The 17,703-nt window shown below is 50.6% G+C and carries 19 protein-coding genes; 6 read left to right on the forward strand and 13 right to left on the reverse strand.

What is annotated here, in order from left to right:
- The first annotated feature begins 23 nt into the window (after nucleotides 1-23).
- The gene (locus tag ACLB09_RS17260) at nucleotides 24-248 is read left to right on the forward strand and encodes a PspC domain-containing protein (protein WP_410771098.1); all 225 of its coding nucleotides are present in this window, start codon (nucleotides 24-26) and stop codon (nucleotides 246-248) included.
- A 67-nt stretch (nucleotides 249-315) separates the two neighbouring features.
- The gene (locus tag ACLB09_RS17265; protein ID WP_410771099.1) at nucleotides 316-990 is read left to right on the forward strand and encodes a PspA/IM30 family protein; all 675 of its coding nucleotides are present in this window, start codon (nucleotides 316-318) and stop codon (nucleotides 988-990) included.
- Nucleotides 991-1,673: 683 nt separating this feature from the next.
- Here ACLB09_RS17265 and ACLB09_RS17270 read toward each other — a convergent pair.
- The 10 genes from ACLB09_RS17270 to ACLB09_RS17315 all read right to left on the reverse strand — a co-directional run bounded on the left by ACLB09_RS17270 (nucleotide 1,674) and on the right by ACLB09_RS17315 (nucleotide 10,519).
- A complete protein-coding gene (locus ACLB09_RS17270; RefSeq protein WP_410771100.1) occupies nucleotides 1,674-2,600 on the reverse strand; it encodes an SPFH domain-containing protein in 927 nt (308 codons plus the stop codon).
- Nucleotides 2,600-3,034 carry an NfeD family protein gene (locus ACLB09_RS17275; RefSeq protein WP_410771101.1) on the reverse strand — a complete coding sequence of 145 codons (435 nt, stop codon included), beginning with the start codon at nucleotides 3,032-3,034 and terminating at the stop codon, nucleotides 2,600-2,602. Before ACLB09_RS17275 ends, ACLB09_RS17270 begins: the two co-directional genes overlap by 1 nt.
- Before the next feature lie 185 nt (nucleotides 3,035-3,219).
- Nucleotides 3,220-3,858 (reverse strand): hypothetical protein, encoded by a 639-nt coding sequence (locus ACLB09_RS17280; RefSeq protein ID WP_410771102.1) that lies wholly within the window; start codon nucleotides 3,856-3,858, stop codon nucleotides 3,220-3,222.
- Nucleotides 3,855-4,403, reverse strand: a complete 549-nt coding sequence (locus tag ACLB09_RS17285) for a PilN domain-containing protein (RefSeq protein WP_410771103.1) — start codon at nucleotides 4,401-4,403, stop codon at nucleotides 3,855-3,857. The genes ACLB09_RS17280 and ACLB09_RS17285 overlap by 4 nt, the downstream gene beginning before the upstream one ends.
- Nucleotides 4,400-5,365 carry a type IV pilus biogenesis protein PilM gene (pilM, locus tag ACLB09_RS17290; protein WP_410771104.1) on the reverse strand — a complete coding sequence of 322 codons (966 nt, stop codon included), beginning with the start codon at nucleotides 5,363-5,365 and terminating at the stop codon, nucleotides 4,400-4,402. The genes ACLB09_RS17285 and pilM overlap by 4 nt, the downstream gene beginning before the upstream one ends.
- A complete protein-coding gene (locus ACLB09_RS17295) occupies nucleotides 5,335-6,057 on the reverse strand; it encodes a prepilin peptidase (protein ID WP_410771105.1) in 723 nt (240 codons plus the stop codon). The genes pilM and ACLB09_RS17295 overlap by 31 nt, the downstream gene beginning before the upstream one ends.
- A gap of 23 nt (nucleotides 6,058-6,080) precedes the next feature.
- Nucleotides 6,081-6,542, reverse strand: a complete 462-nt coding sequence (locus ACLB09_RS17300; protein ID WP_410771106.1) for a prepilin-type N-terminal cleavage/methylation domain-containing protein — start codon at nucleotides 6,540-6,542, stop codon at nucleotides 6,081-6,083.
- 26 nt (nucleotides 6,543-6,568) lie between these two features.
- Nucleotides 6,569-7,780 (reverse strand): type II secretion system F family protein, encoded by a 1,212-nt coding sequence (locus ACLB09_RS17305; RefSeq protein ID WP_410771107.1) that lies wholly within the window; start codon nucleotides 7,778-7,780, stop codon nucleotides 6,569-6,571.
- Between the two features lies 1 nt (nucleotide 7,781).
- On the reverse strand, nucleotides 7,782-8,831 hold the full coding sequence (locus ACLB09_RS17310; protein WP_410771108.1) for a type IV pilus twitching motility protein PilT: 1,050 nt from the start codon (nucleotides 8,829-8,831) through the stop codon (nucleotides 7,782-7,784).
- Nucleotides 8,828-10,519 carry a GspE/PulE family protein gene (locus ACLB09_RS17315; protein ID WP_410771109.1) on the reverse strand — a complete coding sequence of 564 codons (1,692 nt, stop codon included), beginning with the start codon at nucleotides 10,517-10,519 and terminating at the stop codon, nucleotides 8,828-8,830. Before ACLB09_RS17315 ends, ACLB09_RS17310 begins: the two co-directional genes overlap by 4 nt.
- A gap of 262 nt (nucleotides 10,520-10,781) precedes the next feature.
- Here ACLB09_RS17315 and ACLB09_RS17320 point away from each other — a divergent pair, with 262 nt between their 5' ends.
- The 3 genes from ACLB09_RS17320 to ACLB09_RS17330 are packed head-to-tail and all read left to right on the forward strand — an operon-like array spanning nucleotide 10,782 to nucleotide 13,044.
- Complete coding sequence (locus ACLB09_RS17320; RefSeq protein WP_410771110.1) at nucleotides 10,782-11,255, forward strand: type IV pilus modification PilV family protein; 474 nt, start codon at nucleotides 10,782-10,784, stop codon at nucleotides 11,253-11,255.
- A 2-nt stretch (nucleotides 11,256-11,257) separates the two neighbouring features.
- Entirely contained in the window at nucleotides 11,258-11,755 is a 498-nt protein-coding gene (locus tag ACLB09_RS17325) for a hypothetical protein (RefSeq protein ID WP_410771111.1), read from the forward strand.
- Nucleotides 11,756-11,766: 11 nt separating this feature from the next.
- Nucleotides 11,767-13,044: a hypothetical protein gene (locus ACLB09_RS17330; protein WP_410771112.1), complete on the forward strand. Its 1,278-nt coding sequence runs from the start codon at nucleotides 11,767-11,769 to the stop codon at nucleotides 13,042-13,044.
- A gap of 308 nt (nucleotides 13,045-13,352) precedes the next feature.
- On the opposite strand, the gene ACLB09_RS17335 is transcribed toward ACLB09_RS17330, so the two are convergent.
- From ACLB09_RS17335 to ACLB09_RS17345, 3 genes are all read right to left on the reverse strand, one after another.
- Nucleotides 13,353-14,327 carry a DUF4367 domain-containing protein gene (locus ACLB09_RS17335; protein WP_410771113.1) on the reverse strand — a complete coding sequence of 325 codons (975 nt, stop codon included), beginning with the start codon at nucleotides 14,325-14,327 and terminating at the stop codon, nucleotides 13,353-13,355.
- Nucleotides 14,320-14,892 (reverse strand): sigma-70 family RNA polymerase sigma factor, encoded by a 573-nt coding sequence (locus ACLB09_RS17340; RefSeq protein WP_410771114.1) that lies wholly within the window; start codon nucleotides 14,890-14,892, stop codon nucleotides 14,320-14,322. Before ACLB09_RS17340 ends, ACLB09_RS17335 begins: the two co-directional genes overlap by 8 nt.
- Before the next feature lie 485 nt (nucleotides 14,893-15,377).
- Entirely contained in the window at nucleotides 15,378-16,769 is a 1,392-nt protein-coding gene (locus ACLB09_RS17345; RefSeq protein ID WP_410771115.1) for an L-cystine transporter, read from the reverse strand.
- Nucleotides 16,770-17,003: 234 nt separating this feature from the next.
- Here ACLB09_RS17345 and ACLB09_RS17350 point away from each other — a divergent pair, with 234 nt between their 5' ends.
- Nucleotides 17,004-17,699 (forward strand): 4'-phosphopantetheinyl transferase family protein, encoded by a 696-nt coding sequence (locus ACLB09_RS17350; RefSeq protein ID WP_410771116.1) that lies wholly within the window; start codon nucleotides 17,004-17,006, stop codon nucleotides 17,697-17,699.
- Nucleotides 17,700-17,703: the final 4 nt, after the last annotated feature.

Genomic DNA, 17,703 nt, shown 5'->3' on the forward strand with positions numbered 1-17,703 from the left:
AAAAAGAAAGCGAGTGTTCAATCATGAAAAAATTGTATCGTTCGGCAACCGACAAACAGATCAGCGGCCTTTGCGGCGGCATCGCCCGTTGGTTCGGAATCGACCCTACCGTGGTCCGGCTGATCGCCGTTGTAGCGGCACTGTGCAGCTTTGGAACCGTAGTTGCCCTTTATCTCATCGCCAGCGTGATCGTCCCGAAAGAGCCGATCGGCAACTTCGGATTCGACGACCATTTCACGCACTATTAAGCAGCAGTAATACTACACGTTTTTGCCAAACTATAAAACTACTATCCAACCAAAGGAGAGAATTTCAATGAGTCTGTTCAACCGAATTGCCAACCTGACAAAAGCTAGCCTTCATGAAGTATTAAACAAACTGGAAGATCCGGTTATCATGACGGGGCAGTATTTGCGCAACCTGGAGGACGATATTCGCATAGCCGAAAATATGCTGAAAGAACAGCAGATGAACGCTAGCATCCGCCTCCGTAAGAGCGAAGATGCCGCCAAAGCAGCGAAGGAGAGCGAGCTTCGCGCGCTGTCCGCGCTTGAAGCCGGTGATGAAGCCGGTGCAAAAGTGGCCGCTGCCGCCAAAATCCATTACGAGGAACAGTCGCAGCAATACGCGACGGAAGCGAAAGAAGCCCAGGATCGCGTAGCTGAGCTGGAATACCGCTTGAAAGAAGGCAAAGAAGAACATGCCCGCCTGAAAGAAAAGCGCAACGAACTAGCCGCACGAGCCCGCAAAGTGGAAGAGCATGAGCAAATGGAGCGGCCGAACTTCAGCCGCGGCATGGATTACGGCGCAGCCGCACGCGGCTTTGAACGCATGGAAGAAAAAATCCTCGAATGGGAAGCCGGAACCCAGCTTTCAGGTCAATCCTACGCAGGAAGCGGCGCAAATTCCGCAACAAATTCGGAAGACAACGCAGCCGTTGCCGAAGAATTGCAACGCATGAAGGATCAATTGGCTTCCAGCAAAAATTAATCGGTCAAAGGTTGGACTCGGATGGATTATCCTTGTCCAACCTTTTTTGTTGGGTCCTTGGAGGTCCTATTCGAAGAAGAACCCTCATCCCGCCTCATTTCCGAATAAATTAACTGGATTTTCTCCAGTTAATTTAAGTGGATTCTGCTATCTCGGATCATTAACTGGAAATCATACAGTTAATTTTGCCCATCTGGCCAACTTAGCCCTGAATCCGCCAAATTAACTGTAGGTATTCCAGTTAATTATTGATTTCGGGGGATTTCGGACAAATTACCTGTAGGTTTTCCATCTAATTTTCTCGAACTAGGAAGTACATATGAAAACTCCGGCTAACCGAAACCAGCACAGTAGTTTTGTCTCCCTTCAACAGTCCAGCACCCTTGATGACTGCATATCTTCACCGGCCTCAATCCGCTATGCAGCTCAATATAGTGCACTATTTACTCTCACTGCCTATCAAGTCACTGCGCAGTCCATCACAACGTTATCTGGTCGCATCACCTGTTTGCAACATTTCAACATACAGCTGCAGCGACACACCTGGGCACCTTTGCACATTCGCACCATATAGGTCATTACCGCATAGCCCACAGATAACCCAACATTCCTCCTCCCAGCAAAAAGTCTCCGATACCAACAAATGCATTGGTTTCGGAGACTTTGCAACGTGTACAGTGAACTTATTTACCGGCTTTGAAAATCTCGCCGATGGCGCCGAGGCTACCCAGTGTTTCGATCGCGTTGGAAGGAATGAACACTTTGTTGGCAGGGCCTTTCGCCACTTCTTTAAGGGCTTCAAAGGATTGGTATGCCAATACTTGCTCGTTGAGCGCGGCGTTACGCAGCATTTCGATACGGACCTGCTCGGCCTGAGCAACCGCCTCGATCGCTTTCGCTTCCCCGAGAGCTTCCAGTTCCTGCGCCTGACGCAAGCCTTCCGCTTCGCGGATCCGCGCTTCCTTGTCACCTTCCGCCTTGAGGATCTTACTTTGCTTATCCCCTTCGGCACGCAGGATCATATCCTGCTTAGCGGCTTCGGCTTCAAGGACGATCGCCCGTTTGTTCCGCTCGGCCTTCATTTGCTTATCCATCGCTTCCTGAATATCAAGCGGCGGTTTAATGTCGATTACTTCGACGCGCTCAATCCGCACGCCCCATTTTTCGGTTGCTTCGTCAAGCGCAAGCCGGATGTCCGTCGAAATTTTTTCCCGGCCGGACAACGTCTCGTCGAGCTCCATCTTACCGATGATTTGCCGCATCGTCGCGGTCGAAATGTTCCGGACCCCGTAAACATAATCCGAAATCCCGTATGTTGCCTGTTCAGGGCCAACAACTTGATAGAAAATGATCGTATCGATTTGAACCTGAACGTTATCTTTCGTAATTACCGTTTGCGGCGGCACATTGGCTTGTTGAATCCGCAGGTCATGATAAGTGCGAACCTGATCGATTACCGGAATCAAAATATTGAGCCCCGGGTTCATCAGCCGATTGAATCTACCGAGCCGCTCCACTACGCCTACCCGCTGTTGCGGCACGATTTTGACCGTGAGTGAGATAAATACGACGACAACTACGACAATGACGGCAATAATTGCCCATTCCATTAAGTGAATTCCTCCCATCGTTCTACTTCGATAATCGTACTGCTTCGTCTCAGCACCCGAACCCGCTCATCTTTTGCCAGAGTTTGAGCGGACGTGGCACTCCAGGTGTCTCCCCCGATTTTGACAATGCCATATTGCCCCTCTTCAATCGGTTCGACGACGACTCCCTGTCTCCCTACCAGTTCGGTACCGGTATCCTCAAATCCTTTGGCGGCGCGAAATTTTCTGGAAATCGGTTTTGTGAAAACCGTCAAAATCAGCGCTACCACACTCCCTGCCACTACTTGAAGTAAATACGCATCCGGCGCAATCCATGCTACCAACGCCGCAACCAAGGTTCCGATACAGAACCACAGCATATAAAAAGTCAGCGTAAACATTTCAAGCACCAAAATAATTCCTGCGGCAATCAGCCATAGTACCCATGCATCCATCTTGGCAGATGCACCACCTTTCCGCATTATAGTTATATATACGGGACTCCGGGGAAAAAGTATCAGGAAATGTTAATAAAGTGCTGGAAATTATGTAATATCAACTCCGCTCCAGACAACCTGTGCCGCCAAACAAGCAATTTATTAAAAACTGCCGTTCCAAAGAGCGGCAGTCTCCATCTTGTCTACTCAATTTTCACTGGACGATATAAGGCAGTCAATCCCATCACAGCGGCCACCGTGGTACTGTTATTGCTTTCATCTCCAAACAGCAATGAAGTAGATATATACAACCGTTCTTCTTTTTGAAGGTTTGCCGCGAAGCTTTTCATTTGCGGCAGTGTTCCGCTCAGTCGAACCTCCAGGCTGACCGATGCCAACCCCTCTGTCTCCAGCTTGGTCGTATTCAATTCGGATAGCAGATTTTTTCCAGCATCTGCTGTCCCAGCTTCTTCTCCGGTTCCCTGAATATCCTGCGATAACTCATTTGTAGACAAAAACGCAACTTCGTTCACGGTCATCCCCGATGTCTTCGCAGCCGTTTCAACATCTCGTAAAATTTGCTCACGATCAGGCAAACTCGGGACCTTCGCTTGTTCAAATTTTTGATTGTCTGCTGCTTCAGTATCTTTACGTTTTTCCTCGGCAATTGCTTCCGTTTGTTGCAAAAAGTTCAGGGTTTCCTCCTGCTCGGCAAACAGAGCCCTGGATTCGGTTACTGCAGGCCGATACCAGAAGAAATAGAAAACTCCTATCCCTAAAAAAAGAATAACAGCAAGCAATAATATTACACCGGATCCCCGGTCAGAACGACTAGATATCATCCTTCGTCACCTGCCTCTCCCACAGGATCCAGGTTCACAAGCTGAAATTGAAATTTTCCTACATACATACCGAGCTTTTGGGTAACGGAATGGATCAAGACGCTTCCTTCGCCGGAGTTACGTTGAATGGCAAGGGAATACGCGGCTGCTTCACTCAATGTTTTAAAAGAACAGGTCCATTCGAGCACTCCCCCGCCATATTGAACGGTTTGCAATTGACCTCCGGCAGGCAACGGGTTCTCCATTTCACTTAGCATGGAACTAAAATCCGGACGTAGCGTCAGAAGCAGGTCGATCCATTCGGCAGCCTCTCCGCTCAGTCCCTGACTTTGGCTTAATCTTTGGATTTCTTCCTGCAATTCGGTCTGACGTTGCTGGGCCGTTTCGATGTTTTGTCGCGAGTCATCCGCAGACTGAAGGACGTCCAAATAATCCATGGTCAAATATACAGCAAGGCCCAGGCCGATTACGATAAAGGCCAGAGGCATAAGCAGCCTGGTCCAGGCCGGCCGTTGCCGCGGGGGTAAGAGATTGATCTCGATCATCTTCCCTTTCCCCCTCTCAACGCCAAGCCAAGCGCGATGGCATAACTGTCACGGTTTGATAAATCCGGATCGGAAAAATAGGAAGACAGATCGATCTCGGACACCGCTACCTCGCTAAAAGCTTCATTCATTTGATTCAATATCATCGATTTGTCCGGAGCATTTCCGGTGATCATGATTTCTTTGATCCGTTCATTGCCGTCATGCAACGTAAACTCATAAAAGTTCATGATACGCGTAACCGACGAGACAATCTCTCCGTAACGCCAGGTATTCAAATTGTCTTCCGACATCGGCTCGAGCGGAAAAGTCCGGATAAAATCCGGGATTCCCCGGTGATATAAATACACCTCGGCTTCCTTTAACTTGAAATTAACAGCCATCAAACAGTCACTGGCAAGCAGATTTTGCTGTTTCAGGATCCGTTCAAGCGCGATCGTCGCCAAATCCACGGAAGCGACCTGAAGTCCGGCCAGTTCCAATACGGTTACGGCCTCCTTGACGATGGAATGAGGAACCGCCGCAACAAAGGCCCGGATCGTACCTTCTTCACTACCGTCGTCATCAAACCAATAGTAGTCAACGATCGGATCCTCGAAAGGAAACCGGATGCTGCTTTCCACTTCCAATTCGGTCACCTGTCGAAGCTGTTTTCCTTTCGCTTTAGGCACTCGAATAAGTCGAATGAAGGATTGCGAGGTTGGTGCCGAAAGATGGACTCTGCTCCCGGCCAATCCGGATTTATGCACCCACTGCTTCACTGCCTCTACATGGGACGAAATCCCCTGTACCCCGTCCTCGTCAAAAAGCGAAGGCAACGGTAGCATATCCGTGCCTTCCACGGTTCCGAGCTTTGGATTAAAGCGAACGATCCGAATGCCGTCCTCGTCAATCGTCATGCCTAGCGCAGCCTTACGGCCCCAGCCCTTCATTAAAGATGAACTACGTTTGACAGATACCAATGGATGATCTCCTCTCCATACATGTAAACAACCAAGGTGCCGAAAGCTAAAAAGGGACCGAAAGCAATGGTTTGGCGACCTTCCTCACGGCGCGCAACCTTCAGGAGCAATCCTGCCACAGCCCCAGTCAAACTGGCCAGAAACAAGGCTATGATAACGCCGGGAAATCCGATCACCCAGCCGAGTAGGGCAAGTAACTTTACGTCCCCCATGCCCATTCCGCGACCCGAGGTGACCACCGCCAGCAAAAGCAGAAACCCGCCGCCGACTAGCGCACCCAACGCATGGTTCAATAGTGGCCTGTCGCTCCAGAGCAACACGGCAGTCAGCAGCGTGGATGCGAAGACCAAGAGCGCCCCGTTCGGAATGACCCTTGCGGTCAGATCCGTAAACGAAATCAACACGGACAGCGCGGACAGCAGCAGTCCGATCACCCATGCGCCGGACAAGCCGAAGCGCATGTACATTAAGGCGAACAGCGCCGCCGTCCCGAAGGCAGCGGCGCTGTTCGCGGCCAGGCGGCCTCGCACCGGGAACCGGACGCGAGCCTGAGTCGCCAGGCCTTCGGCGTTGTTTGCCGCCGAAGGTTCCGTGGCGTCCGGCGCCAGCCCGCGCCGGACCAGCAGCCAGATGCCGGCTTGGGCGAGCACCCAGCCGGCGGCCAGGCCGATGACGATATTAAGCAGCATCATGGTCAGGTTCATGGTTTGTCAGTTTATGATCCGCTACCTTCACTTGTAGGCGGAGCGCTTCCTTTATCACCATTTTTCAAATTCGCCAAGGTATAATTCAAGGTGCCGTCATCGGTTACCAAAGTCACAATGGTTGCCGTCGTCGAAGTCAAATCCGAAAGATTTACTTGAGTACCGGCACCAAATGCTTTACCCGACTTCGGATCTGTAAGCCCCTTCTGTATATAATCCTCATCAAGCAAATCTGTAAGAGTATGTTCTCCCTTCAACACTCCATTGTTTTGCGCAATCGACCGCAGTTTAGCGGCTTCAAACAATTGGTTTGCCGTCGCAACGCGGGCGCTGTCCTTCGTGTCTTTGATTACCCCGGTGATGATCGGTACGGCGATGGCGGCGATGACGCCGATGATGACGATGACGGCCAAAAGTTCGATCAGGGTGAGTCCTTTTTCTTCTTTCCTTAATCTTTGGATAAGTGCTGTCATAAAGATTAACCTCCTAAAATATTCATCTAATTGATATTTCCATAAAGGCTTAGCATCGGGATCATGATAGAAGCCATGATAAAGCCCACGACGCCGGCCAGAATGACGATCATAATCGGCTCAATCAACTGCTTGAGCTTGTCCACGCTATTCTCTACATCCCGTTCGTAAAAATCCGCTACCTTTTCGAGCATAACGTCGATCGAACCGGTCTCCTCGCCGACCAGAATCATCTGGGTCACAAGCGGCGGGAAGATCCAGGAACCTCTGAGCGGTTCCGAAAGCGGTCTGCCCTGGCGAAGCGAGTTCTGGCTTTCCCGGATGGTGGCTCCGATGACGCGGTTGCCGACCACTTTCTCCACAATCGCCAGCGACTGTAGTACGGGCACCGCACTGGCATATAACGAGGACAGGGTGCGCGTCATTTGCGCAATCGCGCTCTTTCGGTTCAGCAAGCCGAATACCGGCAGCTTCAACTTGACGTAGTCCCAGGCATACGCTCCGCGCTCCCAGCGAAGCAATAAATAAACCGCCGCGATCAGCGCCGCCGCGCCCAACAGCCATACATACCAGTGTGACTCGATGCTTTGGCTGAGCGTCAACGTAAATTTAGTAATCGCCGGGAGATCTCCGCCAAACTGCGTGAACATGGATTGAAAACGCGGAATAATGAATTTCAACAAAAAGACGATAACCAGCACCGCCATGATGCTGACGATCAACGGATACGTCATCGCGGATTTTACTTTCTCGCGGGTATAATGGGCCTTTTCGAAATAAACGGCCAGCCGTTCAAGCGTATCTTCCATGCTCCCCGACTCTTCCCCGGCCCGGATCATATGAACAAAGATGGACGGGAAGATCCGCGGGTAAGCGGAGATGGCACCGGAAAACGTATTGCCTTTGCGCAGTTCGGCGGTTACTTCGTACAGCGCCTTCTTCAGCGGCTTGCTCTCCGATTGCTCCGCCAGCACGGCTGTAGCCTCCACAATGGAAATCCCGGCCCGGATCATCGTGGCAAACTGGCGGCAATAGACGACGAACTGCTCGTTTTTGACCGGGCTACCGAGATAAAACTCCTTGTTCCAGACGGTTTCCCGCCTCTCCTGAAGTCCGGTGACGATACATCGCTGTCGCTTGAGCTCGGCCAGCGCGGAGTTCCGGTCCGGAGCCTGAATCACTCCGCGCCGCGATTTTCCGGTCGCAACGTCCTTCCCTTGATACTTGAATGCGGGCATATCACATCTGTCCTTCCGTGAAGTACGGTTTTGCGGCGGCTTCGTCGATAGCCCCTTGCCGCAACAGTTCACGCAAATTCATCTCCAACGTATGCATGCCAAGCTGGAAGCTGGTCTGCATTACGCTCTTGATTTGGTGAACCTTTTCCGTGCGAATCAGATTTCCCACCGCCGGTGAGTTGAGCAGCACCTCCGTTGCGCAGACGCGGCCCTTGCCGCTTCGGGCGGGCAGCAAACGCTGCGAAAGTACAATCAGCAACGTCGAAGCCAGTTGGATACGAATCTGACCTTGCTGTTCCGGCGGAAATGCGTCGATGATGCGGTCGATCGTTTGCGGCGCATCGGAGGTATGCAGCGTGGCAAAAACAAGGTGCCCCGTCTCGGCTGCGGTTATCGCCGTCCGAATCGTCTCCGGATCCCGCATTTCTCCTACCAGAATAATATCGGGATCTTGACGCAACGCGGCCCGGAGACCGTTTTCGAACGACAGCGTGTCCAAGCCTACTTCCCGCTGGTTTATAATCGACTGGTCATGACGGTGAAGATACTCGATCGGGTCCTCCAGCGTCACGATGTGCTTACGCTGAGTCTTGTTGACATGGTCGATCAGCGAAGCAAGAGTCGTTGACTTGCCGCTGCCCGTCGGACCGGTCACGAGAAACAATCCCTGCGGCTTTTGCGCCAGTTTAATCAGAACAGGCGGCAGCTTCAACGACTCGAAGGAAGGAACCGACGGCGAAATTACCCGGGCAGCGATGCTAACGGAGCCGCGCTGCCGAAAAACGTTTACCCGAAACCGCGAAACTCCGGGAACCCCGTAAGAAAAGTCCAGTTCTCCTTTTTCGGTAAACTTGTCATATTGGCTCTCGTTCATCATATCCCGTATGAACTCATCCAATTGATTCGGCGTCAGCAGTTCATCTCCCAGACGTTGAAGCTCTCCATCGATACGAAGCACCGGCGGCGAATTCACCGTCACATGAAGATCCGACGCGCCCATGTTAAAGGCTTGTCTCAATAATCCGGCAAAAAGTTCCTTCTCTTCATTCACCGCTGCCCTACCTCCTCTTCCTCTCCTGCCTCCCGGAGAATTTCCCGCAGCGTTGTCTTCCCTTCAAGCATTTTAAGCAGCCCGTCTTCGAATAGTGATTTCATCCCTTGCCCTGCGGCGTGCTGACGCAATTCGTGAATGGATACCCCGTTTACGACCGCGGTGCGGAGCTCATCGTCTACCATGAGAACCTCATGGATCGCCATCCGGCCGCGATAACCGCTCTTCCCGCATGTACCGCAGCCTTTTCCCCGATATAAGGTTTCCGCCTTTATGCCAATGCGCTCTAAATATATTTTTTCCTGCATATCCGGGGTGTACGGCGCCTTGCAGTCCGGACAAATACACCGGACCAGCCGCTGGGCGACTACGCCGACCAAGGACGACGAAATCAAATAAGGTTCTACGCCCATGTCGCGAAGCCTCACCACTGTGCTTACCGCGTCGTTCGTATGCAATGTGGAGAATACAAGATGCCCCGTCAACGAAGCCCGGATCGCGATCTCCGCCGTCTCGAAATCCCGGATTTCCCCGACCATGATTACATTGGGGTCCTGCCGCAAGATGGAGCGCAACCCTTTGGCAAAAGTCAACCCGGCCGCCGTGTGAACCTGCATTTGATTTACGCCTTCCAGCATGTATTCCACCGGGTCCTCGACGGTGATGATGTTGGTCTCCTCCCGGTTCAAATGCTGCAGCGCGGAATACAGGGTCGTTGTTTTACCGCTGCCCGTAGGACCCGTCAGCAGGACGATGCCATGCTGTTTCTCGATCATCCGCCGGAACAGTCCCAAGTTGTACTCCGTCATCCCCAACCGGTCGATTCCTTTTACGCCTGCCGCAAGATCAAGCAGCCGCATAACGATCTTCTCGCCATGCACCGTAGGGAGAGAGGACAATCGAATATCAATGCCTTTGCCGTCGACCGTCATTTTGATTCTTCCGTCCTGAGGAAGACGGCGCTCGGCGATATTCAAATTGCCTAATATTTTCAGACGTGCGATGATGACGCCCTGCATCGATTTCGGAATGGAGCGTTCACTCCGCAACATCCCGTCAATCCGGTACCGGATTGCTACCTGGGTCTCCATGGGATCGACATGAATATCGCTCGCGCCGAGACGTACGGCCTGCTCGATCATTTGCTGAACCAGCCGGACGACCGGGGAATCTTCGTCGGTGATCACCGACTGTTCCACCTCTAAGGAGCCGTCTCCGTTTGCCAGATCCTTGATCATTTCATTCATGGAGTCCTGCAGTCCGTATAAGCGGGCGATTCCGCGCTGGAGTTCCCCTCTTGAGATGATCGCCGGCTCAATCGTAAAGCCCGTGCTCATCCGCAAGTCGTCGATAACGAACAGGTCGAGCGGGTCGGCCATAGCGACCATCAGTTTCCTGCCGTCTACGCGGATCGGCATGACCTGATATCGCTTGGCCATCGTTTCAGGAATAATTTGGCTTAACTTGGGGTCGATTTGAAACCTTGACAAGGTTACATGCGGGATGCCAAGCTGGAATTCCAGCACTTCGATCAATTGATGCTCTGTAAGAACTCCCTGTGACAACAACACGTCACCGAGCTTTTTTTTGGTGCTCCGCTGTTCTTCGAGTGCGGTCTGCAATTGCGAATCCGTAATGATTCCGGATTCGAGAAGAAGTTCACCCAGACGTTTTTTGATCGTGTACATGTTTCACACCCTCTTAATTGAGTAGAAATATCTAGTAGTTGCAGGCGGAGACTGGAATCATAGTCAGAAATGTCAACATAATTACGTAGGGTACTATATTCGTGGAAAATACTAGTAAGTGTTTGTAATGATTATATACCTTTTACCTATTTGATGCTATTATAAAATAGTACATTTTACCTATTTTTCAAACAATTCTCCTTCTGAAGCAGCAATTTTTGACAACAAGATTTACGAACACCGATGAGAGAGAGGAATTGTCATGATGAAGCTAAATCCACGCACAAAAAACTCCCTCGGATCCACGATCGCTAGGGAGGACGGCTTGACGCTGATAGAAGTAGCGGCTGCGTTAGTAATACTCTCGATCGTCAGTTTATATTTTATGTCCTATTTTGTTAATAGCGAGGCTCAAAGCCAACTGACCAATCAGAAGCTGTCAGCCACCCATCTTGCCAATGCCAGGTTGCACGAAGTGCAGGCGATGTCCTTCGACGATCTGCAGGGACAAGCCACCTGTGCACGAAATTCCCTACCAGAACAAGACAAGGATATTTATGTCATTGATACGCAAATTTGTCGAAACTATCCTAAATATACCTCACACCCCGATGTTTTGTACATCACTATCACAACTTATTGGAATCCTGACCCGGAACAGCCCGATCGATATAGGCATAAAGTCTCAATTGTCGGCGCAGCCAAAAAAAGCTACGCGCCAACAGGAGGGAGCTAAGCATGCGGAAGCGGACCATGAACTTTCGGAACGAAGACGGTCTGTCCCTGGTCGAATTGCTTGCGTCCTTGGCCTTGGCAGGATTGCTTATGGTACTCGTATCCACGATCCTATCAACCTCGCTGCTGGCTTTTGGAAGAGTCAATCACGAGACCGAACTGAGAAACAAAGCCATCACGCTTAGCGCCGAGCTGCAAACCAAGTTAAAGAATACCGTATCCGTAGACTCTCCCGGCGTAACCACCGGGTCGTTCACGGTTCTCAATGCGGAAATCATGACGGACGTCCTGAGCGGCAGCACCGTCCATACATCCGTAAGCATACAAGACGGAAAGCTGTATATTAACGGCACCCTTGCAAGCGATAGTGAACTCGACATAAGAGACTCTTATTTTATAAAGGTTAAACAAGAGTTGCAACTCCATCTGACCTGCCGCCTGGTCGACGAGAAAAACGTGGAGCCCCTCTATTTGTTCGTCTCTGTTAAATTAATCTCGTGAGGTGATTTGAAATGAAGGCGAAGTCCGGCAAAAACGAACAAGGTTACGCCCTGCTCTCTACTCTATTTCTTATTGCCATCCTGCTCGTCATCGGAACGCTGCTTATGCGTACCGTGGCCAATTCGCAAGGAATGGTCAACGTATCGTCCGATCTGATGGCTGCGCAAGCCGATGGGGAAACGAAGCTAATGGTGAAGCTGGCCGAAATCCGAAGTGCCGTCATGGCCTTGAAAGAGGAAGAGAAAATAACGCTTGAAAAGGTTAGCGATACCGTCGCAACTACGGCTTCGACCAGCTTGGATACAGACAGTGTTTTACTCGATAAAGACAAACTGAAATACTCCGCAGTCATCGCCGTTCAAGGGAAGTCGGGAAAGATAACCCAGACCGCAAGTAAAAAAATCGAAGTTACGCTTTCTTATGTGCCGGACGATCCTCCCGCCGGCGGTGGAAACAACGGTTTCGCGGTGGTTAGCCAAGGGGCCATGATGCTAAATGGCGCAATTATTGAAGGCAGCGTCTATGCAGCAGGCGGCCTAAATAATAACCATTCCACCGTCAAAGGGCAGACCATTACCCCTACTTCGCCCGGGCACGGTGTTGTTTTACCGGGTCGGGTCGAGGTTTCTACCCTCATCGCCAAGGTAGACAAGGAGGCGAATGAAATTAAAAATGTCCTCCTCCAGGCGAAACCGACCGAACCTGATAACTTCGAAGTCAAGCAAAACAAACACTTCGCCAAATCTACGGCACTCAATTCCTTTAAATTGATGTCCAAGGCTGCCGTCACCGTTGACGGCGACTTGGTTATTAATGGAGAACTAACCATGGAAAACGGAACGTCCTTATCGGCAACAGGGAATATCATTATCGAAAGGAACCTGATCGCCAACGGCGGAGAAATCAATCTGCGGGCCGGAACCGGCAAATTTATCAGAGTTAACGGGACTACGAACTTTAACAGCAATCCGAAAGTAGTCATTTCAGGCGACTTTTACACAAGGCATCTCAATGTGCACGGAACGCTGCTGGCGGGTAAGGTGTTTGTAGACGATTCGACTACCGGCACCTTAAACGGCATGAATCAGTTCTCGCTTTACGGCGCAGGTTCGATCGTCTTGGGTGGAAACAATAAGGCCGAATTGACCGGCTACGTTTACTCCAATGGCTCGGTCCATGTCAACGGAAACGGTCAACTCACCATTCACGGCATGAATACCGGCTCGGAGCCTGAGCCCGACGAACCGCAGGAAATTGTTTTTGACGAGAAAAATATGGTCATTCTGTAAGCTCTTTTTAGTACTTACTTTTCGGTACTTTTCTTGTACTGGGCTTGATTGGATTTCTTCCAACCGGGAAGCTTACGAACCAGCCTCTACCCTGTCTTGATTGGATAATATCCAATCATTTGGAACGATCATGCGGGTGAAAGCCCCTATACACCTGAATTCATTGGAAAGTTTCCAGTCAATCCGTTTTGTCCAGGAAGATAGGTCAATGTTATTGGATTATCTCCAATGAATCCCTCAAAAAAATGGCCCGCAGGAGGAGCACTTTAAAGTGTCCTTCCTGCGGGTCTGTCTTCTTAATGCAGCCTTTATTTCACCGACTCGGCGATTTTGATCAGTTCGCTTTTCTCAATGGATTCTCCCATCCTCTTGGTCATGACGCTGTAAAGGATGCCGTCAGCCTCCCAATCGATCGATTTCTCGTTAATGATCACGGCGTCAACGCCATTTACCTTTGCGCTTTCGATCGTCCCGCTTGTCGATTGTTCATAGGCGGTTTCCTCGTCGGCATAGCGCTCTTGAATGTGGATTTGCTTGCCGCTGTCTCCCTTGGTGAAGTACAGATCAATGTATTTGGGGCTGGCGTTCCCCTGATCATCCACGTATTGTTCGGCCCGGTCGAAAGCATAACCTTCGGGCAGGTAAGTGGGGAGTCCTACCTTGAAGTTGGTATATTCATCTAACGCGGTTGGATCCGTCAGCGTCCGGATTCCCTCTTTTAGCTCCGCTTCCGCTTCGGCCTTGGTAACAATTTTACCGTTCTCGATCCCATCGATCTCCTCGCCGGCCGCCGTATAAAGCGCCCCCGTCTTTCCATTCACCTCGTACAACACCTGACCGTCCTTGTTGAACAGTTGGCCCACCAAAGACTCAGGAATCGGGTAAGACAAATCCTCTGGTGGCGGTTCGACCTGGGAGATCGTAATATGGCCCAGCGAGATCGTGGAGACGATCTTTTGCAGCAAACCGCTGGCAAACGAAGGCTGGGTAAACAGAACTCCTATTAGCATGACGACGGTCGCTGCCGCAACGGCCAATCCTTTGGAAAACTGGTTGCGTTTGCGGCCTGCTCCCGCCTTCCGGGACGCCGCTTGTTGCAGCAACCTGTTCCGTACGCCCTCTTTATGGTCTTTGCTGCCGAGATCGGCGGCGGCCAATCTTTCTCCGAGCTGAAGAAGAGCCCTATATTCCTCCGGTTTATCAAAAGAAGCAGGCGGCTTGCCGTTCAGGCAATCGTCCAGATCTTCGCCAAACCGCTTTTCCGTTTCTTTCCCGTTAATCATGTGCATCCATCCTCTCCAGTTCAATCTTCAATTTCTTCATGACGCGAAATAAAGTCACGCCGACATTGCTTTCGCTCATCTCCGTCAATTCGGCGATTTGCACATTTTTCAGATCGGCCCCGAATTTAAGGGCAATGATGTGCCGTTCCTTAGCGTTCAGCGATAGTAGCGCCCGGTTCAAATGTTCCTCCGATTCCTTTCCCATGGCCAGAGACTCCGGCCCTTTTTGCCCGGATACGGCCTCTTTGAACAGATCCAGGGAAAATAACCGCTGACGGCGTTGCCGCCGAAAATAATCGTTCACCGTATTGCGGGCAATGGCAAACAGCCATACTTCAAACGGAGAGCGGTCGGCCCGGAAAGTGGACCGTTTGGCCAATGTTTTCTCGAATACCTGGCTGGTCAAATCCTCGGCGGTATACCGGCATTCCACCCGGTACCGTATATAATTAAAGATCCGTTCGTAATAAGCCTCGAAAATAGCGGCGAATTCCGTATCCCCGGACACGGCTTCCCGCTTGTCCATTTCCGTTAAGGGATGAGACAGCGCGCGCTGCTGTATCATGTCTTTCCCTCCTTTCGCTGTTGTTTAACCTTTCTTTGCCAAAACACGTGTTTCCTGCAAACCTATAATAGGATGAACTATTGAAATGGATATGAAGGCAAGTCCGTAAAATGTTCCTGCGATCGCTGTTGTTCCCAAATTTCATTGATTATATAAAATCAAATAAAGTTGAAAATTCGCTCACAAAGGCGATCACTGCCGTTTCTTCGGAATCATTTTACTCCCTTGTCTGCATCTTATTCTTTAGTTCATCTTATATAGCTCAAAGGACTTAATCGGGTGCCGCGGCGGAAGTGTGCCCGAACGAACGCCTCTGCATTATTCGCGTCCAAAAGGGTTACCCATCCCCATCTTCAAGCCTTCAGCAGGTTAATACGCTCGGCAAAGGCGTTTCATTACAAACAAAAAAACCCCCTTCCAGGACTATACAAAAAAAACCGCCGAAGCTCGGGGCTCCGGCGGTTTTTCTACGGACAAATAATCTATTAAGCCTGCACAACATCCAGATCCACGTTGCGCTTGAATACATCTTGATCGTTCTCGCCTAGCACCTTGCCGGTAATGACGCCGGCCGTGATCGAATCGTTGACGTTAAGCGCCGTACGGCCCATATCGATCAACGGTTCAACGGAGATCAGCAAGCCTGCGAGAGCTACCGGCAGGTTCATCGTGGACAACACGATGAGCGAAGCGAAGGTCGCGCCGCCGCCGACACCGGCAACACCGAAGGAACTGATCGTTACGACCAGAATCAGCGTCAGGATGAAATCCCAGCTGAGCGGATCGATTCCGACCGTAGGTGCGATCATCACGGCCAGCATGGCCGGATAAATGCCGGCGCAGCCGTTTTGGCCGATCGTTGCCCCGAACGAAGCCGACAGATTGGCGATCCCTTCCGGTACGCCGAGTCGCTTCGTTTGAGTTTCCACGTTAAGCGGAATAGTAGCGGCACTGGAGCGCGAAGTAAACGCGAATACCAGCGTCGGCAGTACTTTTCTCACGTACTGTACCGGATTGTACCCGAACAGCGCCAGCAAAATCAGATGAATGATAAACATCACGATCAAAGCTACATAAGAAGCCCCTACAAACTTGATCAGTTTGAGGATTTCCTCGGGATTAGTGGTCGCTACGGTATTGGTAATGAGCGCCAAAATCCCGTAAGGCGTCAGCCGGAGCACCAGCGTTACGATTCGCATCACGACAGCGTACACGGATTCCACAATTTTACGGAACGTATCGGCTTGTTCCGGTTTCTTTTTATCCAGTCCAAGCACGGCTACTCCGATGAAGGCCGAGAAAATAACGACGGCAAGCGTTGAAGTACTGCGTGCGCCGGTCATATCCGCAAACGGATTCGTAGGAATAAAATCCAGCACCTGCTGCGGAATCGATTTGTCCGCGACTTCGCCCACACGTTCCTCAAGTTTCGCGCCACGAGCTTGTTCCTGCTCACCGGCTTCAATTTCGATCGCCTTCAAGTCGAAGCTCAGGCTGGTCACGATACTTACCGTTGCTGCAATCGCCGTAGTAATCAACAGCACGGCAATGATCAATCCGCTGATTTTACCGAGGTTTTGTTTTCCCTTCAGCTTCGTAATGGCCGAAATAATCGAAACCATGATCAACGGAACGACAACCATTTGCAATAGGCCGACATAACCGCGTCCCACCAGATTGAACCAATCCGTCGACTTGGCCAGCACTTCCGAATCCGCCTGGTAGATCAGCTGAAGAATAACCCCGAACACGAGACCCAAACCAAGACCGGTAAATACCCGCTTCGTAAAAGATATATGTTTCTTCTGCATCCAGAGAAGAACGCCAAGCAGCACGAGCATGACGGCTACGTTAATGATGATCCACAATGTTTCCATCTTCCGATTCCCCCTATAGAACCTATAAATATTGATGACTGCTGCATGTCTGATCAGCTTCACAGACGTATCATAACATAAACACAAGTAATTTTATAGGATTAATTTATTCGCAAATTTTCCTGCTAGTTATTACCCTTAATTCATGTAATAAATACATGCCGGCAATCGTTTGTTATACTATTAGTACCAGAAAATCTTACCGTTGGTAAAACTTAAAATAGGAGAAACAGTATGATCCGAGTGTACGCCGTCAAACTGGAGCAGGAGCCTGATCCGATGCTGGAGCGCAAACTCCTTGAAGCTCTGCCTTCCCAAAAACAGGAGAAAATAAGCCGGTTCTTTCACCGGGCTGACGCCTTGCGTTGCATGACGGCCGACATCCTGTCCCGGTATATGATATGCCGGACTCTCGCCTTCAAAAACAGTGAAATCCGGATAAATTTCAACCGTTTCGGCAAACCCCTGTTATCCGGGGATACCGGCTATCATTTCAATCATTCCCATTCGGGACAATGGGTTGTCGGCATCCTTGCGAACTCGCTTTGCGGCATCGATGCTGAAGAAATCCTCGAAGCGGACATGGGCGTTGCGGAGTACTGCTTTGCGGAACAGGAATTCCGGGATTTGCAGGCGTTGCCGGCCGAGCTCAGAGGAGAGTACTTCTTCGATTTGTGGACGCTAAAAGAAAGCTATGTTAAAGCCTCCGGGCTCGGATTATCGCTACCCCTCGCTTCCTTCGCCATCCGGAAACAATCCACCGGCATCACGCTGCAGACGGAACAGGAATTCCGGGACTGCCATTTCAGGCAATATCCTATTGATCCCGCTTATAAAATGTCTGTTTGCGCCGGAAGCGGCGAGTTTCCTGAGAATCTGGAACTCATCGACCAAGAGCAGCTTTATATTCAATTTATGAATTGTTTATAACATG

This window comes from Fontibacillus forbon (assembly GCF_046559655.1).
Lineage (GTDB): Bacteria > Bacillota > Bacilli > Paenibacillales > Paenibacillaceae > Fontibacillus.